Raw genomic sequence first — 22,178 nt, 5'->3', positions numbered from 1 at the left:
CGCCCATGAGCGCGTTGCGTGGAAATACGTATGCCGGCGGGCGACGCAGAGCCGTATCCTCCTGACGTGCGACGCGGGGTCGCGCACGTCACAAAAGGAACATCGCCATGAACGATTCGGCCTCGCCGTTTCCCGGTATGTCGCCCGCTGCTCGCTCCAAGACCAAACGGGGGTTCCTCATCTGGGGAATCGTCCTTCTGTCCCTGTGGCTCGGATGTTCCCTCCTCCTCGCCTGGTTCTTCTCGTCCCTCGACGGGGACGCGAACCTGAGTGCTCCGTCCTTCGGGGAAGCGTTGCTCACGTCCGGTTTCCTGGGTGGACTCTTCTTCCTCCTCGGAGCGGTGTTCTTCATCATCGGACTCGTGAGCGAGATCCGGGCACGGTCCTTCGACTCGGCGGATCGGTCCCGTGCCGCACTGGTGACGACCGGGATCCAGAACCTGCTCTCCCGTCCCCGGACGGAGGGATACCAGTCGGGACAGACCACCGTCGAGGTGCCCGGCGCCGTGCTCCTGGAGGTGTACCGACACTTCGACCAGGACACCGCGGGCCAGATCCTCACGACGATCAACACGACGACCCGCGGGTGGGGCCTGTCGAGTTCGTTCCTCTCCGGTTCCTCCAGCCATCGGGCCACCGGACCGGACACGGCGAGTTCCTCCCATCTCGGGAGTTCCATCGGGATCAACACGATGAACACCCGGACCACCGGGACCGAGTTCTCGACCGTGAACCAGACGACGCGCCAGAACCTCATGGGGGACGCCCTGTTCTCCGTCTTCGAGGTGACGGATCCACAGACGGGGAGGACGGACACCGTCCGCGCGGTGTCACTCTCGACCCCTGCCGTCGTCGACTTCATCCGGGACCTGGTGTCCAGCGCCTGTGACCTGGTGGGCGGACCCGGAACTCACGCGGGAGCATCGGTCCTGCACTTCATGAACGCGATCATCGGGCAGTTCGCTCCCGGGGACATCTCCTATGTCACCGATCGACTCAAGTCGATCCACGCCCGGCCGCTGGCGGAACGTCGGCCCGTGGTCCTCCGGGGAGAGACGACCGGGCGGAACGCCATTCTCGTGACGACGCTCCAGATGGAGGGGGAGCAGCCTCTCGAAACGTATCCGGCTCGACTTCCCGAGCTCCTGGGGAGGTCGATCCAGACACCGTCCGGTGCGCCTGCCCTGACCTCCTCGACACCGCAGCCCATGCTGCCGGCTCCGGGACCCGGGATGTGACGCGAGAACGGCACGCCGAACCCGGCCCGAAGGACGCTCCGACCCCGTGTCGTTCGTCACCGTATGGTGGAGGCATGACGAATCCACAGGACCCCGACGGCCAATACCCGCAGAACTCCTTCGGCCCGCCGCCGGGGGAGGGCCGGCCACCGCAGTCCGGTCCTCCGGGTGGGTCCGGACACCAGGACCCTTACGCCCCCCAGGGGTCCGTCGGATCCCAGGGCCAGGACCCCTACGGTCAGAGCCCGCAGGATCCCTACTCGCCGCAGGATCCGTATTCTCCGCAGGGTCAGGGTGGTCAGGCGCCGGGCGGCTACGGCGGCGCGCCGCAGGGCCAGTTCGGCGCTGCACCACAGGGCCCCTACGGCTCCGCACCCCAGGGTCCCTACGGCGGCGCACCCCAGGGTCCCTACGGCTCCGCACCACAGGACCCCTACGGCTCCGCACCACCGGACCCGAACGGGGGCCCCGGCGCGGGCGGGAGCGACCGGAAGAACATCTGGGGCCTGCTCGCCCTCATCGCCGGCATCGTCTCGATCGTGAGCGGTCTGGTCGGCATGGGTTTGCTCTTCGCGATCGCGGCGATCATCTTCGCCGTCGTCGGCCTCAAGGCCGTCAAGGCCGGTGAGGCGAACAACGCGGGTGCGGCCAAGGGCGGTCTGTGGACCGGCATCATCGGCGGCGTCCTGTCGATCATCGTGCTCGTGATCCTCGTCATCCTGTGGTTCCTGGGCATCGGGTTCCTCGCCGCGGCGAACGAGGCGGCCGAGCAGGGCGGGTCGTCCTCGACCTCCCAGCCGACGACCGAGGAAGCCGGCGCCACGGAGGGTGGCGGCACCGAGGACGGCGGCGAGGAGAGCGAGAGCGGCTCCGGCGGTGGCGCGGGTGCCTCCGAGCAGGAGGGCGGCCAGGGCGGCACCGACGAGGGAGGCAACGAGGAAGGCACCGAGCAAGGTGGGGGAGATGCCTCCGGCTCGGGTGCCTCGGGCAGCTTCGACGTGACCGCCGACGTCACGCTCGACGTGACGCTGAGCGCCTCGACGGTCCCGACCGACGGCCCGGGTGTCGGCGCGGAGTCGACCGACGGCGAGGTCGTCGAGGTCGAGATGGTGCTCACGAACTCCTCCGGCGAACCCTTCGACATGGGCCTCACCCTCGTCGAGTGCAGCTACTCCGGCGGCGAGTGCGAGGAGTACCTGGACTTCGTCGACTACAACGGCATCCTCCAGTTCGAGCAGGTGCCCGCCGGGGAGTCGGCGACCTACCGGAGCGCCTTCGCGGTGCCGGCCGAGGACTTCGACTCGACCGAGATCTCGATCTCGGTGTTCGAGGCCGACCAGTTCCCGTCCGACTTCGTCGTCACCGCGAGCTGAGCTGCGTTCGACGCCGCCCGGACCCCGGCACCCCACCGCCACCCACCCCACCGCCACCCACGACGGACACCGGCCACCGTGGATGCCCTAGACTCTCCTGGGTGTCCACCGTGGCCGGTGGCGGGCCCGTGTGCCCGCTCCCGAACGGCGGACACGGTGCACTCGACACACGACACGGTGCACACCGCACACATACGACCCGCGGCCGATCGCCGGTATCGGTCTGCCGCTCATACACAGGAGGCCCCACGTGCCGGACACCATCACACTCGACGGAAGCGCGATCCCGTTCGAGGAGGGCACGACGGGCACCACGCTCTATGCCGATCGCACGGACGTCGTCGCGATCGAGCTCAACGGCGAGTCCGCCGACCTCAGCCGCGAGATCGCGGCCGGTGACACCGTGAATGCCATCACCCTGGCCGATCCCGCCGGGCTCGACATCCTGCGCCACTCGACGGGTCACGTCGTCGCGCAGGCCGTGCAGGAGCTCTTCCCGGGGACCAAGCTCGGGATCGGCCCGTTCATCACCGACGGCTTCTACTTCGACTTCAAGACCGCGGAGCCCTTCACGCCGGAGGACCTCAAGGCCATCCAGAAGCGGGCGGCCCGCATCGTCAAGGAGGGGCAGACCTTCCACCGCGTCGTCGTCACCGAGGACGAGGCCCGCGAGCGCATGGCCGAGGAGCCGTTCAAGCTCGAACTCATCGACGACAAGGCCCGGATCGAGGCCGCCGGTACCGGTGAGGACGACGGCGCCTCCGTCGAGGTCGGCGCAGGTGAGCTCACCGTCTACGAGAACCGCAACCGCAAGGACGAGGTCGTCTGGCAGGACCTGTGCCGCGGCCCGCACCTGCCGACCACCAAGCTGATCGGCAACGGGTTCGCCGTGACGAAGGCCTCGGCCGCCTACTGGCGCGGTGACCAGGCCAACGACACCCTGCAGCGTGTCTACGGCACCGCCTGGGCCTCGAAGGAGGACCTCAAGGCCTACCAGGACCGGATCGCCGAGGCGGAGAAGCGCGACCACCGCAAGCTCGGTGCCGAGCTCGACCTCTTCTCCTTCCCGGACGAGATCGGCTCCGGCTTGCCGGTCTTCCACCCCAAGGGCGGCATCATCAAGCGCGCGATGGAGGACTACGTCCGCGCCCGCCACATCGACGAGGGCTTCGAGTACGTGGGGACGCCCCACATCTCGAAGGAGGACCTGTTCCATACCTCCGGTCACCTCCCGTACTACGCCGACGGCATGTTCCCGCCCATGAACGTCGACGAGGTGCGCGACGAGAACGGGGAGGTGACGAAGGCCGGGCAGACCTATTACCTCAAGGCCATGAACTGCCCGATGCACAACCTCATCTACCGCTCGCGGGGCCGGTCCTACCGGGAACTCCCGCTGCGTCTCTTCGAGTTCGGCACGGTCTACCGCAACGAACCCTCCGGCGTCATCCACGGCCTCACCCGCGTGCGCGGGTTCGCCCAGGACGACTCCCACTCCTACGTCACACAGGAGGGCGCGGCCGACGAGATCCGGCACCTGCTCGACTTCGTCCTCGGCCTGCTCCGTGACTTCGGCCTCGACGACTTCTACCTGGAGCTCTCGACCCGCGATCCGGAGTCCGACAAGTTCATCGGCACCGACGCTCAGTGGGACGAGGCCACCCGCATCCTTCAGGAGGTCTGCACCTCGACCGGTCTGGAACTCGTGCCGGACCCGGGCGGGGCGGCCTTCTACGGCCCCAAGGTCTCCGTCCAGGCGAAGGACGCGATCGGCCGGACCTGGCAGATGTCGACGATCCAGTACGACTTCAACCAGCCGGAGCGGTTCGGTCTGGAGTACCAGGCCTCGGACGGCACGCGGAAGCAGCCGGTCATGATTCACTCGGCCAAGTTCGGCTCGATCGAGCGGTTCCTGGGTGTCCTCGTCGAGCACTACGCTGGTGCCTTCCCCGTGTGGCTCTCGCCGGTTCAGGCGACGATCGTCCCGGTGGCCGAGGAGTTCTACGACTACGCCGACGAGGTGGCCGCCCAGTTCAAGGCCGCCGGTGTCCGCGTCGAGGTCGACCGGTCCGACGACCGGTTCCCGAAGAAGATCCGCAACGCCTCGAAGTCGAAGGTGCCCTACACCCTCATCGTCGGCGGCGAGGACCGCGACGCCGGGGCCGTCTCCTTCCGGTTCCGTGACGGATCCCAGGAGAACGGCGTGGCCCGCGCGGACGCGGTCGCCAAGATCACCGAGGCGATCGCCACCCGCGCACAGGTCTGAGCACCACAGGAGGACACATGGGCACGCACGAGGACTCCACGCACGAGGACGGCATCTCCGAGGACACCACGGACGCGACCCACGGCTACCCCGCGGACGACGCCGAGGCGGCCGCCGGCTTCCCCGGTGAACCCGACGGCATGCAGCGTCTGTGGACGCCGCACCGGATGGTGTACATCGGCGGGCAGGACAAGCCCAAGGACTCCTCGAAGAAGGAATGTCCCTTCTGTGCGGCACCGGGCAAACCGGACGCCGAGGGCCTGGTCGTGGCCCGGGGCACCCACGTGTTCGCCGTGCTCAACCTCTACCCCTACAACCCGGGGCACCTGCTGATCTGCCCCTACCGGCACGTCGCCGACTACACGGACCTCACACCCGAGGAGACCGTCGAACTCGCGGAGTTCACCCAGACCGCGATGCGGGTGATCCGCAGCGTGTCCCACCCCCACGGCTTCAACCTGGGCATGAACCAGGGCGAGGTCGCGGGGGCGGGCATCGCCGCGCACCTGCATCAGCACATCGTGCCGCGATGGGGAGGGGACGCGAACTTCCTCCCCGTCGTCGCGCGCACCAAGGCCCTGCCCCAGGTCCACGCCCAGGTGCAGGACATGTACTCGACAGCATGGGAAGCACAGTGAAACCCACCGACATCACTCTCCTCGCGGCCCCGGGGAATCCCCACGTCGTGGACGGACACGTCCACGTCGACATCTCGCGGCCGCACCTCGACACCGATTCCTACCTCTCGCAGGTCTTCGCAGTGCGCGAGGGCGCGGACCCCGTCCGGGTCTCCCACGGGTGGCACGACCACGGACTCGACGTGGCGGCCGGCAGCTTCGGGCTCCTGCGCAAGGGCGTCGAGGGTGCGCCCCAGCTCCACGTCGGGGCGCACCCCGGCGCGGTCCGCCGGGTCACCGACCAGCACCTCGGCGTGAGTGCCTTCGCCCTGCACCCCGACGGCGCGCAGGCGGCCTTCGTCTCCCGTGTGCCGGAGCCCGGCCGCTATGGCACCGACCCCGAGATCAGCCCCGCCGCCGAGGCGCCCCGCCGCTTCTCCAAGGCCGTGTCCCTGGCCAACGGGGTCGGCTGGAAGCTCGACCGTCCGGCCAAGCTGTTCACCGTCGACCTGGCCGAACCGGGCCTCGACCCGGTCTCCCTCGAGACCGGCGAGGCCGTCCCCGAGGCCGTCTCCCTGCCCTGGCCGGGCACCGACGTCTCCGACCCGCAGTACTCGCCGAGCGGCCGGACCCTGTCCGTCGTCGCCGGGATCCCCGTCGCCGACGCGGTCCTCGACCTCCGTTCCACCGTGTGGACGGTCACCGAGGAGGCCGCCACCCCGCTCGACCTCGGTGACCTCACGGTGCGCGCGCACGCCTGGCTGGACGACGAGGTCCTCGTCCTCCTCGCACAGGACCTCACGGCGCACCGCACCGACTTCGTCGCCCAGCTCGGTGGCCTGTACGTCCACGACCGGACGACGGGGGACACCCGCCGTTTCACCGGCACGGAGGACGTCGACCTCTCCGGCCCGCTCACCCTCGTGGACGACCACGCCTTCGCGGTGCTCACCGACGACGGTGCCGAGCGCGTGGTCCGGATCCCGCTGGGGTCCGCGCGTGTCTCCGATACTGAAGGCGCCTCGGCGGCGCTCCTGGAGTACGCCGACCTGGAGATCCTCACCCCGGCCGACCACGTCGTCAACGGGTACACCGTGGACGGCACGGACCTCGTGTGGACGGCGGCGACGCCGACGACCGCCGGGGCCGTGCTCCGCGCGGCGCTGCCCACGAGGTCAGGATCGGCCGATGCCGCCGAGGCCACCGTGCTCGCGGATCTCGACGCCCTCGAGGCGAAGGTCCTGCCGCAGCCCGTCAGCGCGCCGACGCCGCTGGGTGACGTGCACGGCTGGGTGGCTCTGCCCGAGGGCGAGGGCCCGTTCCCGGTGATCCTCAACATCCACGGCGGCCCCTTCGCGCAGTACGTGCACGGGCTGTTCGACGAGACGCAGGTCTACACCGAGGCCGGGTACGCGGTCGTGTACTCGAACCCGCGGGGTTCGGGTGGCCGCGGTCGGGCCTGGGGCAAGGCCGTGCAGGAGGACTTCGCGGATCCGGCGGCCGCGGACGTACTCGCCGTCCTCGACGCCGCGCTCGAGGCGTACCCGCAGCTCGACGCCGACCGGACGGGTGTGATGGGTGGCTCCTACGGGGGATATCTCACGTCGATGATCATCGGCGTCGAGCACCGTTTCCGGGCGGCGATCGTGGAGCGCGGGTACCTGGTGCCCGACTCCTTCATCGGTACCTCGGACATCGGCCGGTTCTTCTCTGAGGGGTACACGGGGACCGACGCGGAGAACATCCGCCGGCAGTCGCCCCTGGAGCGTGCGCGGACGACCCGTACGACGACGCTCGTCATGCACTCGGAACTCGACTTCCGGTGCCCGCTCGAACAGGCGCAGCAGTACTTCGCCGCCCTGCAGCGGAACGGGGTCACGACCGAGATGCTCGTGTTCCCCGGGGAGAACCACGAACTGTCCCGCTCCGGCCGTCCGCGCCACCGCGTCCAGCGGTTCGAGGCGATCCTCGACTGGTGGGACCGCCACCTGCGGACGACCGACTGAGGGTATAGGCTCTCCCGGTGCTCGACGTGACCGTCCGGGCGACCGCACCCCGGTCGTCCGTCCCTCCGATCCCGACCCCACCCGCCGGTGGGGTCGGGATCGTGGGCCCGGGAGCTCATGGGACCGAACTCCTGGAAGAGGACATGGTGTGAAGATCCGACAGGCCGCTCGTGTGGTGCTGCTCAACCCGCAGGGCAAGGTGTTCCTGCTGCGGGTCACCGATCTGTACCGTCCCGCCGACTCGTGGTGGACCACGTGCGGTGGCGGGGCGGAGCTGGGGGAGACCCCACTGCAGACGGCGGCACGGGAGCTGTCGGAGGAGACCGGTCTGGAGTGCGGCCCCGGGGACCTGTCGGGTCCCCTGGCCGAACAGACGGTCCTCATGGAGTACTCGGACCGGTCCGTGCACCAGCACGAGGTCTTCTACGGCCTGCGGATCGACGAGGACCCGGATCTCGAGGACGCCCTGTGGACCGAGACCGAGAAGGCGACGATCGACCGCTGGAAGTGGTGGAGCCCGGAGGAACTGGCCGCCACCACGGAGAAGATCTACCCCGACCGCCTGTGCGAGCTCGTCGCGCTCGTGGCCTCCGGGCAGGTGCCGGCGGTCCCGCTCGACCTCGGTGACAGCCTCGCGGGCGTTCCGCACGCGAGCGAGTAAGACCACCCGTAGACTGGTGGACCGTTGGAAAACGTCCACCCGCGACAGATCACGAGGAGAATCCAGTGTCCGGTCACTCCAAATGGGCAACGACGAAGCACAAGAAGGCCGCGATCGACGCCAAGCGCGGCAAGCTCTTCGCCAAGCTCATCAAGAACATCGAGGTCGCCGCACGGAACGGTGGACCCGACCCGGCCGGCAACCCGACGCTGTTCGACGCCGTCCAGAAGGCGAAGAAGAACTCCGTCCCCAACGACAACATCGACCGCGCCGTCAAGCGTGGCGGTGGCCTGGACGGCGGCGGCGTCGACTACGAGACGATCATGTACGAGGCCTACGGTGCCGGCGGCGTGGCCGTCCTCATCGAGTGCCTCACCGACAACCGCAACCGCGCGGCCTCCGAGGTCCGCGTGGCCGTCACCCGTAACGGTGGCAACATGGCCGACCCGGGCTCCGTGTCCTTCAACTTCACCCGCAAGGGTGTCGTGACGGTCGCGGCCGAGGGCACCGACGAGGACGCCGTCCTCGAGGCGACCCTCGAGGCCGGTGCCGAGGAGGTCAAGGACAACGGCGAGACCTTCGAGGTCATCTGCGAGGCGACCGACCTCGTGGCCGTCCGCACCGCCCTCCAGGAGGCCGGGATCGACTACAACAGCGCCGAGTCGGCCTTCGTGCCGAACCTCGAGGTGCCCCTCGACGCGGACACCGCCAGCAAGGTCTTCGGTCTCATCGACGCACTCGAGGACTCCGACGAGGTGCAGAACGTCTACTCGAACGCGGACGTGACCGACGAGGTCCTCGCCCAGCTGAACGAGGACTGACCGAGCACGTGCGCATCCTCGGTGTCGACCCCGGGCTCACCCGTTGTGGGCTCGGGGTCGTCGATTCCACCGGTGCCCGGGGTGCCCGGTTCGTCGCCGTCGACGTGCTGCGCACCCCCGCCCGGGCGAGTGTCGACGTCCGCCTCGGGGCACTCGCCGAGGCGTTCGACACCTATCTCGACACGCACCGTCCCGAGGTCGTGGCGATCGAACGGGTCTTCGCCCGCAACGACGTCTCGACGATCATGGGCACCGCCCAGGCCTCCGGCCTCGCCATGGGCCTGGCCGCCCGCCGGGGCATCCCGGTGGCCATGCACACGCCCTCGGAGGTGAAGGCCGCGGTGACCGGCAACGGTCGGGCCGACAAGGCCCAGGTCACCCGGATGGTCACCCGGATCCTCAAACTGGACGCGCCGCCGAAGCCCGCGGACGCCGCCGACGCCCTGGCGCTGGCCATCTGTCACCTGTGGCGGGGCGCCTCGGCGGGCACCTCGACGCCGGGGATCGACAAGGACGTGCTGACCCGCAAGGCCGGCGGCCGGTCCGGGTCCGGTCTCACCCGCGCCCAGGAACAGTGGGCGAAGGCACTGCGCTCCTCCAGGACGTGAGCGCTCCTCCGGGACGTGAGCGTTCCGCGGGGGAGCGGACCTCGTCTAGACTCCTATTCGTACACCTGTTCCCACGTCCTCAGGAGCCCGCGTGATCACCTTCCTGTCCGGTACCGTCCACGCCGTCACGACCGATCGACTGGTCCTCGTGACGGCCGGCGTGGGGCGGTCGGTGCTCGTGACACCCGAGCACGCCCTGTCGGTGCGACACGGACAGGAGGCGGAGGTCCACACCTTCCTCGTGGTCCGCGAGGACTCGCTCACCCTCTTCGGGTTCCGGACCCCGGAGGAGCGTGACGTCTTCGAGATCCTGCAGTCGGTCTCCGGGATCGGCCCCAAGCTCGCCCTGGCCGTCGTCTCGGTGCTCGATCCACCGGCGCTGCGCCGGGCGGTCGCGACGGAGGACGAGAAGGCGCTCACCGCGGTCCCCGGGATCGGCAAGAAGGTGGCCGCGCGCCTCATGCTCGAACTCCAGGGCAAGCTGCCGCACCTGCCCGGTGGTGCGTCCGAGGACGGCCCGGTCGCCACTCCGTTGCCGGAACCGGACGCGGACGAACGCACGCCGGAACAGCGGCAGGTGGTCCAGGCGCTCGAGGGGCTGGGCTGGAAGACCGCACAGGCGCAGAAGGCCGTCGACGAGGTGGCCCCCACCCTGCCGGACGCCCCTGTCGCGACCCTCCTCAAGACCACCCTGCGACACCTGGGAGGACGTGCATGAGTGACGGCTCGGAGATCGAGTTCGGCGGGCAGGACCCGACGGACGCGGAACTCGACCACCTCGTCCGCGCCGGGGCCGACGACACCGAACGCGTGCAGGAGGCGGCCCTGCGCCCCAAGGGTCTGGCCGAGTTCGTCGGACAGCCGCAGGTCCGCGACCAGCTCTCCCTCGTCCTCGAGGCGGCCAAGGGCCGTGGCAAGACCCCGGACCACGTGCTGCTGTCGGGACCCCCGGGCCTGGGCAAGACGACCCTGGCGATGATCATCGCCCACGACATGGACTCGCAGATCCGGGTGACCTCGGGGCCTGCCGTCCAACACGCCGGAGACCTCGCGGCCATCCTGTCCTCCCTCGAGGAGGGCGAGGTGCTCTTCATCGACGAGATCCACCGGGTGGCCCGCGCCGCCGAAGAGATGCTCTACGTCGCGATGGAGGACTTCCGCGTCGATGTGATCGTCGGCAAGGGACCCGGTGCCACCGCGATCCCGCTCGACCTCCCGCCCTTCACCCTTGTCGGGGCGACCACCCGGTCGGGTCTGCTGCCCGCACCGCTGCGTGACCGCTTCGGATTCACCGGCCACCTGGACTTCTACTCCGTCGAGGACCTCCAGACGGTGCTCGAACGCTCCGCCGGGATGCTCGGCATCGAGGCGACTTCCGGTGGTCTCGGCGAGATCGCCGGGCGCTCCCGCGGCACCCCACGGATCGCCAACCGGCTGTTGCGCCGCGTGCGGGACTGGGCCCAGGTGCGGGGCACCGGGATCGTCGACCGCACGGCCGCCCGTGCGGCCCTGGAGGTCTACGAGGTCGACGACCTGGGTCTCGACCGCCTCGACCGCTCGGTGCTGCGCAGCCTGTGCACCCGGTTCGGAGGAGGCCCCGTGGGTCTCGGCACGCTCGCCGTCACGGTGGGGGAGGAGGCCGACACCGTCGAGGAGGTCGCCGAGCCCTTCCTCGTCCGTGAGGGCCTCATGTCGCGCACCCCGCGCGGTCGGATCGCGACCCCGGCCGCCTGGGCCCACCTGGGGCTCACCCCACCCGAGGCGTGAGCGGGCACGGCCCCGGGCAGCGGCGGGGTGCCGGGGCCCGGGCGGCATCCGGCACAGTCTGTGTGTCCGGGGTTCCCACGGCGTCTAGACTGGGGGACTGATTCCCACGTCCCGACACAGAAAGGCCCCTCGTGGACCTCTCCCTCCTCATGCTCGTCGCGCTCGGCGGCCTGCTCATCTTCTTCATGTTCAACTCGAACCGGAAGCGCAAGGCGCAGGCCGAGAAGATCAACAACGAACTGGTCCCCGGAGCCTCCGTCATGACGTCCTTCGGGCTCTTCGGCACCGTCGTCGCGGTCGACCACGACGAGCAGAAGGTCACGATCGAGTCCGGCCCGGGCACGACGATCATCGTCCACAGGCAGGCCATCGGCCGGGTGGACGCCCCGGAGTCGGCCACGGCCGCCCCGGAGTCCACCCCCACGGACGTCGCCGAGGGTGACGTGCCGGGCGTGACCGTCGACGACGAGACGAAGCCGCGGATCACCGACGAGGAACTCGACGCGATCAACGAGGCCAAGCGCAAGGAGAACGGCTCGGACGACTCCGAGCGCTGAGACGTCCCCGGGGACCACGGCATCCGTGGTCCCCGTTCGTCGTCCCGCCCGTCCTCCCCGACCCGTTCGCCCGCACCGGGACCCGAGAACGGACTTCGAGAAAGTAGACCGCGTGTCAGCACCCGTCAACGCACCCAGGCCCGGCCTGAGGTTCATGTGGCTGGGCATCCTCACCGCCGCGCTCGTGGCGCTCATCGGTGGGGGAGCCATCTGGTCGAACGCCCAGCTCGCCCCGAAACTCGCCCTCGACCTCGAGGGCGGCACCTCGATCATCCTCGCCGCCGAGGTCGACGAGAGCACCGAGGTCACCCAGGAGCAGCTCGACCAGGCGGTGGCGATCATCCGCCAGCGCGTCGACGCCACGGGTGTCTCGGAAGCCGAGATCACGACCCAGGGCGACCGCAACATCGTCGTCAACCTGCCGGGCAACCCCGACGAGGAGACGCGTGAACTCGTGCGCTCCTCGGCGCAGTTGTCCTTCCGCCGGGTGGCCCTCGTGACCGACCCGCGCTCCGCCGCCCAGATGGAGGAGGCGAACTCCACGGCCACGGCGACCGACGCCCCGAGCCTCTCCGAGGAGGAGCAGGCCCGCCTCGACGAGGTGCTCGGCAACACCGGTGGCGAGGAGACCCCTGCCGAGGGCGAGGAGGAACCCGCCGAGGGTGCCGAGCCGAGTGACGCCGCCACCGCCGGTGGCGACGTGGCCGAACCGACCGAGGCCGCACCGTCCGCGGGCACCGCCGACCAGGCGGAGTCCGCTCCTGCCTCCTCGGAGCCGGCCACCGTCGGCACCGTCCCCGGCCCCGCGGGCAACACGGCCGGGACCCCCGCTGCCGAGGCGCCCGACGTCACCGAGGAGACCTTCCCCCGCTTCGACCCGGCCGCCGACACCTCGTGGATGTTCGACGAGGACGTCATGGCCGACTTCCAGGAGCTCGACTGCACGGATCCGGCCAACCGCACCGGCGGAGAACGCGGGGACCCGGAGAAGCCGGTCGTCGCCTGTGCCGCCGACGGTTCCGCGAAGATGATCCTCGGCCCCGTCGAGCTCGACGGCTCGCACGTGTCGAACGCCGAATGGGGCTACGAGTCGACCGCGACCGGCGCCCAGACGACCAACCCGGCCGTCACCATCGAGTTCGACGACTACGGCACCGACGTGTTCGGGCAGATCACCTCGGCGATCACCGGTCAGCAGCAGCCCTACGACCAGTTCGCGATCGTCCTCGACGGTCTGGTGCTCTCGGCCCCGGCCTCGCAGACCCCGGTCCTCGACGGCCGCGCGCAGATCACCGGCAACTTCACGGTGCAGGGGGCGGAGACGCTCGCCAACCAGCTGAAGAACGGTGCCCTGCCGATCAGCTTCGAGGTGCAGAGCGAACAGCAGATCTCGCCGACGCTCGGCTCCGAGTACCTCACCTACGGCATGATCGCCGGTCTCATCGGTCTCCTCGCGGTCGTCGTGTACTCGCTCTTCCAGTACCGGATGCTCGGACTCCTCACGGTCTCCAGCCTCGTCGTCGCCGGCATCCTCACGTACCTGTTGCTCCTCTTCGTCGGGTGGCGGTACGGATACCGGCTGTCGCTGGCCGGTGTGGCGGGCATCATCGTCGGTATCGGCATGACGGCGGACTCGTTCATCGTCTACTTCGAGCGCGTGCGCGACGAGTTGCGCGCCGGGCGCAAGCTCCTGTCGGCCGTCGAGGTCGGCTGGGACCGTGCCAAGCGGACCATCTACGCCTCGAAGACCGTCAACATGCTCGCCGCGGTGATCCTGTACGTGCTCGCCGTCGGCAGCGTGCGGGGCTTCGCCTTCACGCTCGGTCTCACGGTGATCATCGACATCCTCCTCGTCGTCCTCTTCACCCACCCGATGCTCCAGGTGCTCGCCCGCACCCGGTTCTTCGGTGAGGGGCACCCCTGGTCCGGCATGGACCCGCGCCTGCTCGGCGTGAAGGCGGAGGCCTACCGCGGTGCGATGGGACTCGACGTCGAGAAGGCCGCCGAACGCGCGGCGGCCGAGAAGCGGGACTCCGGCAAGGAGGCCAAGCGCCGCGAGAAGGCGCGGAAGAAGCGGGAGACCGAGGCGCGGAACAACCGCGCGGCCGCCGGCGCCGCGACGTCCGGCGGGCTCTCCCTGGCCCAGCGGAAGGCCCTGGCAGCCGAGGAGGCCGCCGCCGAGCGGACATCCGAGACCGACACGAAGAAGGACGGTGAGGCGTGATGAAGAGGTTCTTCGCGTGGGGCAACCGACTGCACAGCGGTGAGTCGTCCGTCCCGTACGTGCCGAAGGCCAAGCTGTGGCTCACGATCGCCGCGGTCCTCGTGGTGCTCTCGGCCCTCGTGCCGCTGGTCCGTGGGTTCAACCTCGGCATCGCCTTCACCGGCGGCTCCGAGTTCCAGGTCTCGAACGTCGTCGACACCGACGAGACGATCGCCACCGAGGCGGTCACCGCGGTCGTGCCCGACACGAGCACCGAGGTGGTCCCGACCTCCTCGACCTCCGTGAAGATCGAGACCGCCCAGCTCACGGACGACCAGATGCAGCAGGTGCGTGAGTCCCTCGTCGAGTCCTACGCGGTCGAGGCGGCGGACGTCACCTCGACCTTCATCGGTCCGACCTGGGGGCAGGACGTCACGGAGAAGATGATGCGCGCGCTCGTCATCTTCGTGGCCCTGGCGATGATCATCATGGCGTTGTACTTCCGGACCTGGAAGATGTCGCTCGCGGCGATCGTCGGGCTCCTGTTCGTCATGGTCGTCACGGTCGGGCTGTACTCCACGTTCGGGTTCGAGATCACCCCCGAGGCGATGATCGGCTTCCTCACGGTCCTGAGCTTCGCGCTCTACGACACGGTGGTGGTGTTCGACAAGATCCGGGAGACGACGACGGGGTACGACAACCGGCAGAACATGCGGTTCGCGGAACTCGTCAACCTCGGCGTCAACCAGTCGACCGTCCGCTCGATCAACACCTCGGTGATCTCGGTGCTGCCCATCGCGGCCATCCTGTTCATCGGTGTCGGCATCCTCGGCGCGGGTACCCTCACGGACATCGCCCTGTCGCTGTTCATCGGCACGATCGTCGCAGCGGCCGCCACCCTGTTCGTCGCCAGCCCGCTCTACGCGGTGCTGCGCTCCACGGAGGAGCGGATCAAGGACCACGAGAAGAAGGTGACGGAGTACCGTGAGGAGCACGGGCTGGAGGACACCCCGCCCAAACTCTTCGAAGGAAGTGTCGCCTGAGGGTCGATCACTCCTGACGGACGTCCACGGAGCCCTGCGTCACCCGCAGGATCCCCCGGTGCCCGGTGAGCCGCAGGTCGGCACACCGGGCACCGGTGCATAGGATGGACGTCCGGGGTCCTCCCCGAAAAGGATCACGTACACCGCACCGAGCACCGGGCCCACCACCCGGGACGAAGGAGGAGCCGCACATGGCGAACAAGGGATTCTCCCGTCTGGCCTGGTGGACCCCCCGGAGCCAGCAGACCCAGCAGTACCCGAAGGCGCTGGCCCCGATGCTCCAGTCGGTGGAGCACTACCACCCGAAGTCGGACGTCGACCTCATCGTCCGCGCCTACCGGGTGGCGGAGACCGCGCACCGCGGTCAGATGCGCAAGAGCGGTGACCCCTACATCACCCACCCCGTGGCCGTCGCGACGATCCTCGCCGAGATCGGCATGACGACGACGACGCTCGCCGCCGCCCTCCTGCACGACACCGTCGAGGACACCGAGTACTCGCTCACGCAGTTGCGGGAGGAGTTCGGCGACGAGATCGCCCTCATGGTCGACGGGGTGACGAAGCTCGACAAGATCCACTACGGGGACGCGGCGAAGTCCGAGACCGTGCGGAAGATGATCGTCGCGATGTCGCGCGACATCCGGGTCCTCGTCATCAAGCTCGCCGACCGCCTGCACAACGCCCGCACCTGGAAGTACGTGCCGGCCACCTCCTCGGAGAAGAAGGCCAAGGAGACGCTGGAGATCTTCGCGCCCCTGGCCCACCGGCTCGGGATGAACACCATCAAGTGGGAACTGGAGGACCTGTCCTTCCAGGTGCTCCACCCGAAGGTGTACGAGGAGATCGTGCGACTCGTGGGGGAGCGGACCCCCGAGCGGGAGAAGTACCTCTCGATCATCTCGAAGGAACTGGGCGACGAACTGCGGTCCTCGGCGATCGAGGCTTCGGTGAGCGGTCGCCCCAAGCACTACTACTCGATCTACCAGAAGATGATCGTGCGGGGGCACGAGTTCGCCGACATCTACGATCTCGTCGGGGTCCGGATCCTCGTCGAGACCGTGCGGGAGTGCTATGCCGTCCTCGGCCTCGTGCACGCCCGGTGGTCCCCGGTGGCAGGCCGGTTCAAGGACTACATCGCGATGCCCAAGTACAACATGTACCAGAGCCTCCACACGACGGTGATCGGTCCCTACGGCAAGCCCGTCGAGATCCAGATCCGCACGCAGGAGATGCACCGGCGTGCGGAGTTCGGTGTGGCCGCCCACTGGAAGTACAAGGACAAGGGCGCGGTGAACCCCGCCTCCATCAACGCCGTCGGCGGCAAGATGGCCAAGGTCCAGGACTCCGGGGAGGTCGACCAGGTCGCCTGGCTGCGGCAACTGCTCGACTGGCAGCGGGAGACGGAGGACCCGGACGAGTTCCTCGACAACCTGCGCTTCGAGGTGAACTCCAAGGAGGTCTACGCCTTCACCCCGAAGGGCGACATCATCCCCCTGCCGGCCGGGTCGACCCCCGTCGACTTCGCCTATGCGGTGCACACGGAGGTCGGGCACGCGATGATGGGGGCCCGGGTCAACGGACGCCTGGTCGCCCTCGACACGACGCTCGACAACGGGGACGTCGTCGAGGTGTTCACCTCGAAGGACGAGCACGCCGGTCCCAGCCGGGACTGGTTGGCCTTCGTCAAGAGTCCCCGGGCCCGGAACAAGATCCGGCAGTGGTTCTCGAAGGAACGCCGGGAGGAGGCGATCGACTCCGGCCGGGAGCAACTGGCCCGGGCCATGCGCCGTCACCACCTCTCCGCGGACCGCCTCATGAGTCAGGCCGCCCTCCTCGTCGTCGCGAACGAACAACGCCTGACCGACGTCTCGGCGCTGTACGCGGCGATCGGCAACGGCACCATGTCCGCCGCGCACGTCGTCGACCTGCTCGCCAAGGAGGTCGGGGGAGCGGAGGACGACGAGCAGACGCCGTCCGCACCGCCGACCAATCCGACGGGCAAGTCCCGCGGTCACCACTCGTCCTCGAACGGGGTCCGGGTCCGCGGCGCGGACGGGATCCTCGTGAAGCTCGCCCGGTGCTGCACCCCGGTGCCCGGCGACGAGATCGTCGGATTCGTCACCCGTGGGTCGGGCGTGTCCGTGCACCGTTCGGACTGCACGAACATCGGGAGCCTGCGGCAGGACCCCGAGCGCCTGGTGGAGGTCGAATGGGCGGACCACGCCCAGGGTGTCTACCTCGTGCAGATCCAGGTCGAGGCCCTCGACCGTCCGGGTCTTCTCCTCGACGTCACCCAGGTGCTCTCGGAGAACCACGTGAACATCCTGTCGGCCTCGGTGGCGACCTCGAAGGCCCGCGTGGCGCAGTCCCGCTTCGTCTTCGAGATGTCCGATGCCAAGCAGTTGGGCAGCGTGCTCTCGGCCGTGCGGAAGGTCGACGGCGTGTTCGACGTCTACCGCATCACGGGTTCCTGACCGACCGTCCGGGGAGTGCGCACGGCCCGACCGGGTCCTGCCGACGGCAGGATCCGGTCCTCCGGTCCGAGGACGGCGGCCAGGAGCGTCCGGACCGCGACGAGGTCGGGTTTCCGGTACAGGGCCGCCAGGCGGGCCCAGGCCGCGCGGCGGTCGGCCCGGGGGACGGGTTCGATCATCCGACGGGCCGCCGCCACCGCCTCGGCCGGGAGATCGGCCCGCTCCCGCCACTGCAGGGGTCGATTCTGCAGGGGTCGGTCGTCCACCCGACCCCGGCCCCGGTGGGTGTCGACGATCTCGAGCAGCAGGTCGTGGACGGTCCGGGCGGGAGTGGTCACCGGCAGGCGCCCGTGGTCGACGACGTCCTCGACGGCGACATTGCGCTCGTGGACGACGGTGCCCGGTGGGCTCGTGCGGATCCGCCGCCGGCGGAGGGTCGAGTACTCCGCGCGGGCGGGCGCCAGGCCGCGACCCCACCACACCCAGTGTGCGGTCGCATGGGAGGCCGCGAGACCCGTGAGCGGTGGGGCGCCGAGTGCCCGGGCGCGCACGAGCGGATCGACACGGGTGCCGACCGCCACCCAGCAGTCCGCCGTGAGTCGGTGGAGCAGTCCGTCGAGGGTGAGTGCGGTGAGTTCGGTCTCGTCGAGCGGGGAGTCCCGCCACAGCAGATCGGTCATGTCGACGATCCTCGGACACCCGGGGCCCATGCACCAGGGGGAATTCTCCGACTGTGGACGACGGCCCTGTGGATGCACGTGCATCCACAGGGCCGTCGGATTCCTTCCGAGATTCGGAAGGCTTAGTTCAAGTGCGGGTCAGCTCAGGTCCTCGGCGGTCCGGGACAGGGTCTCCATCCAGGTCCGCTTCGTCTCCAGTTCCTGCTCCGCCTTCGCGAGTTTCTTCGCGTCACCGGAGGCCTTGGCCGCGGCGACCTGCTCCTCGAGCTCGGCCAGGGAGTCCTGGAGCTGGGCGAGCATGCCGGTGGCCCGGGCCTGCTTCTCCGGATCGGTGCGCTTCCACTTGGCCTCCTCGGCCTCGGCGAGCGCCTTCTCGACGGCGCGCAGACCGCCCTCCATCCGGCCCACGTCTCCGCGCGGGACCTTGCCGGCCTCCTCCCAGGCGTCCTGGATGACCCGCAGGGCCTCCTTGGCGGCGTCGGGATCGGAGATCGGCAGGAGGGCCTGGGCCTTCGCCAGCAGTTCCTCCTTGACGACGAGGTTCTTCGCGTACTCCGCGTCGATGACCTCGTTCTCCTTCTGCCGGGCATGGAAGAAGACGTCCTGGGCGGCGCGGAAACGTGCCCACAGGGCGTCGTCGTCCTTGCGACCGGCGCGCGGCGCGGCCTTCCACCGGTCCATGAGGTCGCGGTACTTCGCGGCGGTGTCGCGCCACTCGGTGGAGCCGGACAGCGCCTCGGCCTCCGCGACGAGCTTCTCCTTGATCCGCTTGCCCTCGGCGTTGCGCTTGTCGAGACCGGCGAAGAACTCCCGGCGGTGACGGTCGAAGGTGTTCCGGGCCTTGGAGAACCGGCCCCACAGTTCCTGGTCGGTGGCCCGCGGCAGGCGCGGGGTCGTCGACTGCAGGTGCTTCCACCGGTCGAACAGTTCGGCCATGCGGGCCCCGGAGGTCTTCCACTGGATCCGGGCGGGATCCGTGGCGACGATCGCCTCGGCCTCCTCGACGACCGCGGTCCGGGCCTGCAGACCCGCCTCCCGGGCGGCCTGGAGCTCCTTCTGCTGCGCGATGGACAGTTCCTTGGCGCGCGCCTCGATGTCGGACAGCCGCTCGGCCAGGGAGTTCAGGTCACCGACCACGTGCGCCTCGGCCAGCGCCTCGCGTTCCTTCTGCGCCGACTGCCGGACCGCCTCGCCGTTCGAGCCGACGGTCAGGCGCTCCTCGAGGAGGTCCGCCGCGTCGACGAGGTCCAGGTACTTGCGGGCGTAGTACTCCAGGGCGTCCGCCTCGGAGGCGTCCGGGTACTGACCGACGGCGCGCTCGTCCTCCCCGACCTTCACATAGACCGTGGCGTCCTCGGCGACCCGCCCGAAGGCGACAGCGGCCGTGATCTCCGCGCTGCGGTCACGGGCGGGGACGGCCGGCACCGAGGCCTGGGTCGGTGCGGGCGCGGGGGCGGCGCCGGAGGGAGCGGGTGCACCCGGGCGCGGGCCGGGGGCCGGCGGACGGGGGAGTGCGGAGGGCTTGGGGACCGGACCCGGCTTGGGGGTACCGGTGGTGGACTCGTCGGACATGGGGTGACACCTCGTCATCGCGTCGGTCGAACCGGGAAGGCCTGGCGGGTGCCGCCTCGTCCCCCTCCGATCACTCGACAGTGGTCATAGCGCCACCCAGCATAGACGTCCCGGTAGGGTCGGGACCATGCAGATCACCGCCGCGCGTGCAGCGTTCCTCGACGTCAACTGCTATGCCGTCGCCCCGGAGGTCCCCGCCGACCACCAGGGACCGCGTCCCTGCGTCCTCGTCGACGCCGGTCACGACGCGGCACCGGCCCTCGAACGGACCCTCGCGGACCTGGGCTGGGAACCGCGGGCGATCCTCCTCACACACGGGCACCTCGACCACGTCCTCGGGCTGCCGGGCTTCCTGGCCCGCTGGGACGTGCCGGTGTACATCGGTGCCGACGACGCCTATCGACTGGCCGACCCGGTGGCCCTCACCTCGCCGCAACTGGCCGCCCAACTCGGGGACCTGGCGACCGGGTGGACCGAACCGGCCCACGAGCCCACCGCCGATCACGCGGAGCTGGAGATCGCGGGCTTGCGGATCGGCGCCCGGACCGCGCCGGGCCACACCGAGGGCTCGACCCTGTGGCGGGTGACCGACGCCGGGGAGCAGTTGGGATCCACGCCGGAACTGCCGGAGGTCCTCTTCACCGGCGACGTCCTGTTCGCCGGTGCCATCGGCCGGACGGACCTGGCCGGCGGTGACCCGGCGGCCATGGACCGCACACTCGCATGGATCACGGAGCTGCCGGACTCGCCGGTGCTGCCCGGGCACGGACCGGCCTCGCTGCTCAGCCACGAGGTGGCGCACAACCCGTACCTCGCGGGGGCCTGACGGGCTCCTGTCGGGCGCGGGTCCCCACCCTCGTAGAATGACCTACCGCCGTGGCCGTCCGACCCGGCACTCACCACCAACCAGGAGGCCAGAAGCCCCATGAGCACCGTCGCCCGCCTGTCGGGATTCCCCGAGCGGCTGCCGGCCGATCGCATCGTCGAGGAACACGTGATCGACCGGATCCGGCACACCTTCGAGCTCAACGGATTCGCCTCGCTGCACACCCGTGCGGTCGAGCCGTTGTCGGCGCTCGCGAAGGACGGTGAGATCGACAAGGAGGTGTTCGCGGTCACCCGCCTCCACCAGGACCCGAACGAGACGGTGAAGAACCCCCTGGGCCTCCACTTCGACCTCACCGTCCCCTTCGCCCGGTACGTCGTCGAGAACTCCGGGCACCTGGACTTCCCCTTCAAGCGGTTCCAGATCCAGCCGGTGTGGCGCGGGGAACGTCCCCAGGGCGGCCGGTACCGCGAGTTCGTGCAGGCCGACTGGGACATCGTCGGCGACGGCACCCTGCCCGACCACTTCGAGGTCGAGGTGCCCCTCGTCCTCGCCCAGATCTTCGAGTCGCTCGCCGACCTCGGCGTCCCGCCCGTGCGGATCCTCGTGAACAACCGCAAGCTGTTGGAGGGCTTCACCCGCGGACTCGGGCTCGAGGACGTCACCGCCGTCCTCCGGGCACTCGACAAGCTCGACAAGATCGGCCCCGAGAAGGTCGGTGAACTGCTCGCCACCGAGGCCGGCGCCGACGCCTCCCAGCAGGAGAAGCTTCTGGCACTCGCCGGTATCGAGAGCTCCGACAGCGCAGAGGTCGCGGCCGCCGTCCGCGCCCTCGGCGTCGAGCACGCGCTCCTCGACGAGGGCCTCGACTCCCTTGTCGCCCTCCTCGACGCCGCGGCGCGCCTCAAGCCCGGCGTCGTCCTCGCGCAGCTCAAGATCGCCCGCGGCCTCGACTACTACACCGGCTGCGTCTACGAGACCCAGCTCGTCGGCCACGAGGACCTGGGTTCGGTCGCCTCCGGCGGTCGCTACGACTCCCTGGCCACCGACGGCAAGCGCACCTTCCCCGGCGTCGGCATGTCCCTGGGCGTCTCCCGGCTCATGTCCCGCCTGGTCGGCAAGGACCGCATGCTCGAGGCCTCCCGCAAGGTCCCCACCGCCGTCCTCGTCGCCGTCACCGACGAGACGCAGCGCGAGGCGGCCGCCGGCCTGGCCACCACCCTGCGCTCCCGGGACATCCCCACCGACGTCTCGCCGAGCGCGGCCAAGTTCGGCAAGCAGATCAAGTTCGCCGACAAGCGTGGCATCCCCTTCGTGTGGTTCACCGACGCCGAGGGCGGGCACTCCGTCAAGGACATCCGGTCCGGCGAGCAGGTCGAGGCGGATCCCGCCACCTGGACGCCGCCCACCGCGGACATCCGCCCGACCGTCCGCCGGTACACCGGGAACTGACCCGCTGACGAGGC

Annotated in this window: 18 protein-coding genes; 16 read left to right on the top strand and 2 right to left on the bottom strand. The window is 69.8% G+C overall.

Translation table 11 applies throughout. From position 1 onward, the window contains the following. The first annotated feature begins 107 nt into the window (after window positions 1-107). From AAD496_RS07345 to AAD496_RS07280, 14 genes are all read left to right on the top strand, one after another. On the top strand, window positions 108-1,238 hold the full coding sequence (locus AAD496_RS07345) for a hypothetical protein (protein WP_349828012.1): 1,131 nt from the start codon (window positions 108-110) through the stop codon (window positions 1,236-1,238). 74 nt (window positions 1,239-1,312) lie between these two features. After that, the gene (locus AAD496_RS07340) at window positions 1,313-2,611 is read left to right on the top strand and encodes a DUF4190 domain-containing protein (RefSeq protein ID WP_349828011.1); all 1,299 of its coding nucleotides are present in this window, start codon (window positions 1,313-1,315) and stop codon (window positions 2,609-2,611) included. 250 nt (window positions 2,612-2,861) lie between these two features. Beyond that, entirely contained in the window at window positions 2,862-4,877 is a 2,016-nt protein-coding gene (gene thrS, locus AAD496_RS07335) for a threonine--tRNA ligase (protein WP_349828010.1), read from the top strand. Between the two features lie 17 nt (window positions 4,878-4,894). Continuing rightward, window positions 4,895-5,515, top strand: coding sequence for an HIT family protein (locus tag AAD496_RS07330; protein WP_433913739.1), 621 nt, complete (start codon window positions 4,895-4,897; stop codon window positions 5,513-5,515). Beyond that, complete coding sequence (locus tag AAD496_RS07325) at window positions 5,500-7,500, top strand: alpha/beta hydrolase family protein (RefSeq protein WP_349828009.1); 2,001 nt, start codon at window positions 5,500-5,502, stop codon at window positions 7,498-7,500. Before AAD496_RS07330 ends, AAD496_RS07325 begins: the two co-directional genes overlap by 16 nt. Window positions 7,501-7,648: 148 nt before the next feature. Further along, window positions 7,649-8,161: an NUDIX hydrolase gene (locus AAD496_RS07320; RefSeq protein WP_349828008.1), complete on the top strand. Its 513-nt coding sequence runs from the start codon at window positions 7,649-7,651 to the stop codon at window positions 8,159-8,161. Between the two features lie 65 nt (window positions 8,162-8,226). After that, window positions 8,227-8,982: a YebC/PmpR family DNA-binding transcriptional regulator gene (locus tag AAD496_RS07315; RefSeq protein ID WP_349828007.1), complete on the top strand. Its 756-nt coding sequence runs from the start codon at window positions 8,227-8,229 to the stop codon at window positions 8,980-8,982. Between the two features lie 8 nt (window positions 8,983-8,990). After that, the gene (gene ruvC, locus AAD496_RS07310) at window positions 8,991-9,590 is read left to right on the top strand and encodes a crossover junction endodeoxyribonuclease RuvC (protein ID WP_349828006.1); all 600 of its coding nucleotides are present in this window, start codon (window positions 8,991-8,993) and stop codon (window positions 9,588-9,590) included. A 91-nt stretch (window positions 9,591-9,681) separates the two neighbouring features. Beyond that, complete coding sequence (gene ruvA / locus AAD496_RS07305) at window positions 9,682-10,308, top strand: Holliday junction branch migration protein RuvA (protein WP_349828005.1); 627 nt, start codon at window positions 9,682-9,684, stop codon at window positions 10,306-10,308. After that, a complete protein-coding gene (ruvB, locus tag AAD496_RS07300) occupies window positions 10,305-11,357 on the top strand; it encodes a Holliday junction branch migration DNA helicase RuvB (RefSeq protein WP_349828004.1) in 1,053 nt (350 codons plus the stop codon). The genes ruvA and ruvB overlap by 4 nt, the downstream gene beginning before the upstream one ends. Window positions 11,358-11,488: 131 nt before the next feature. Continuing rightward, the gene (gene yajC / locus AAD496_RS07295; RefSeq protein WP_349828003.1) at window positions 11,489-11,914 is read left to right on the top strand and encodes a preprotein translocase subunit YajC; all 426 of its coding nucleotides are present in this window, start codon (window positions 11,489-11,491) and stop codon (window positions 11,912-11,914) included. 112 nt (window positions 11,915-12,026) lie between these two features. Next, window positions 12,027-14,138 (top strand): protein translocase subunit SecD, encoded by a 2,112-nt coding sequence (secD, locus tag AAD496_RS07290; RefSeq protein WP_349828002.1) that lies wholly within the window; start codon window positions 12,027-12,029, stop codon window positions 14,136-14,138. Beyond that, window positions 14,138-15,160: a protein translocase subunit SecF gene (gene secF / locus AAD496_RS07285; protein ID WP_349828001.1), complete on the top strand. Its 1,023-nt coding sequence runs from the start codon at window positions 14,138-14,140 to the stop codon at window positions 15,158-15,160. The genes secD and secF overlap by 1 nt, the downstream gene beginning before the upstream one ends. 191 nt (window positions 15,161-15,351) lie before the next feature. Next, window positions 15,352-17,634, top strand: coding sequence for a RelA/SpoT family protein (locus AAD496_RS07280; protein ID WP_349828000.1), 2,283 nt, complete (start codon window positions 15,352-15,354; stop codon window positions 17,632-17,634). On the opposite strand, the gene AAD496_RS07275 is transcribed toward AAD496_RS07280, so the two are convergent. Further along, window positions 17,613-18,314 (bottom strand): hypothetical protein, encoded by a 702-nt coding sequence (locus tag AAD496_RS07275; RefSeq protein ID WP_349827999.1) that lies wholly within the window; start codon window positions 18,312-18,314, stop codon window positions 17,613-17,615. The two genes, AAD496_RS07280 and AAD496_RS07275, sit on opposite strands and share 22 nt — an antisense overlap. Before the next feature lie 138 nt (window positions 18,315-18,452). Continuing rightward, a complete protein-coding gene (locus AAD496_RS07270; RefSeq protein ID WP_349827998.1) occupies window positions 18,453-19,886 on the bottom strand; it encodes a DUF349 domain-containing protein in 1,434 nt (477 codons plus the stop codon). Between the two features lie 127 nt (window positions 19,887-20,013). Between AAD496_RS07270 and AAD496_RS07265 the strand changes: the two genes are divergently transcribed. Then, window positions 20,014-20,712, top strand: a complete 699-nt coding sequence (locus AAD496_RS07265) for an MBL fold metallo-hydrolase (protein WP_349827997.1) — start codon at window positions 20,014-20,016, stop codon at window positions 20,710-20,712. Between the two features lie 99 nt (window positions 20,713-20,811). Further along, window positions 20,812-22,164, top strand: a complete 1,353-nt coding sequence (gene hisS, locus AAD496_RS07260) for a histidine--tRNA ligase (protein WP_349827996.1) — start codon at window positions 20,812-20,814, stop codon at window positions 22,162-22,164. The last annotated feature ends 14 nt before the right edge of the window (window positions 22,165-22,178 follow it).

It is taken from the genome of Brevibacterium litoralis (assembly GCF_040212315.1).
Taxonomy (GTDB): Bacteria; Actinomycetota; Actinomycetes; order Actinomycetales; family Brevibacteriaceae; genus Brevibacterium; species Brevibacterium litoralis.
This window is presented reverse-complemented; position numbering and strand designations above follow the sequence as displayed.

Coding starts and splice junctions, on each gene's coding strand:
- AAD496_RS07345 (WP_349828012.1), top strand. CDS start 108: ATGAACGATTCGGCCTCGCCGTTTCCCGGTATGTCGCCCGCTGCTCGC.
- hisS (WP_349827996.1), top strand. CDS start 20,812: ATGAGCACCGTCGCCCGCCTGTCGGGATTCCCCGAGCGGCTGCCGGCC.
- ruvB (WP_349828004.1), top strand. CDS start 10,305: ATGAGTGACGGCTCGGAGATCGAGTTCGGCGGGCAGGACCCGACGGAC.
- AAD496_RS07325 (WP_349828009.1), top strand. CDS start 5,500: ATGGGAAGCACAGTGAAACCCACCGACATCACTCTCCTCGCGGCCCCG.
- AAD496_RS07340 (WP_349828011.1), top strand. CDS start 1,313: ATGACGAATCCACAGGACCCCGACGGCCAATACCCGCAGAACTCCTTC.
- AAD496_RS07330 (WP_433913739.1), top strand. CDS start 4,895: ATGGGCACGCACGAGGACTCCACGCACGAGGACGGCATCTCCGAGGAC.
- secF (WP_349828001.1), top strand. CDS start 14,138: ATGAAGAGGTTCTTCGCGTGGGGCAACCGACTGCACAGCGGTGAGTCG.
- AAD496_RS07275 (WP_349827999.1), bottom strand. CDS start 18,314: ATGACCGATCTGCTGTGGCGGGACTCCCCGCTCGACGAGACCGAACTC.
- AAD496_RS07280 (WP_349828000.1), top strand. CDS start 15,352: ATGGCGAACAAGGGATTCTCCCGTCTGGCCTGGTGGACCCCCCGGAGC.
- AAD496_RS07270 (WP_349827998.1), bottom strand. CDS start 19,886: ATGTCCGACGAGTCCACCACCGGTACCCCCAAGCCGGGTCCGGTCCCC.
- AAD496_RS07265 (WP_349827997.1), top strand. CDS start 20,014: ATGCAGATCACCGCCGCGCGTGCAGCGTTCCTCGACGTCAACTGCTAT.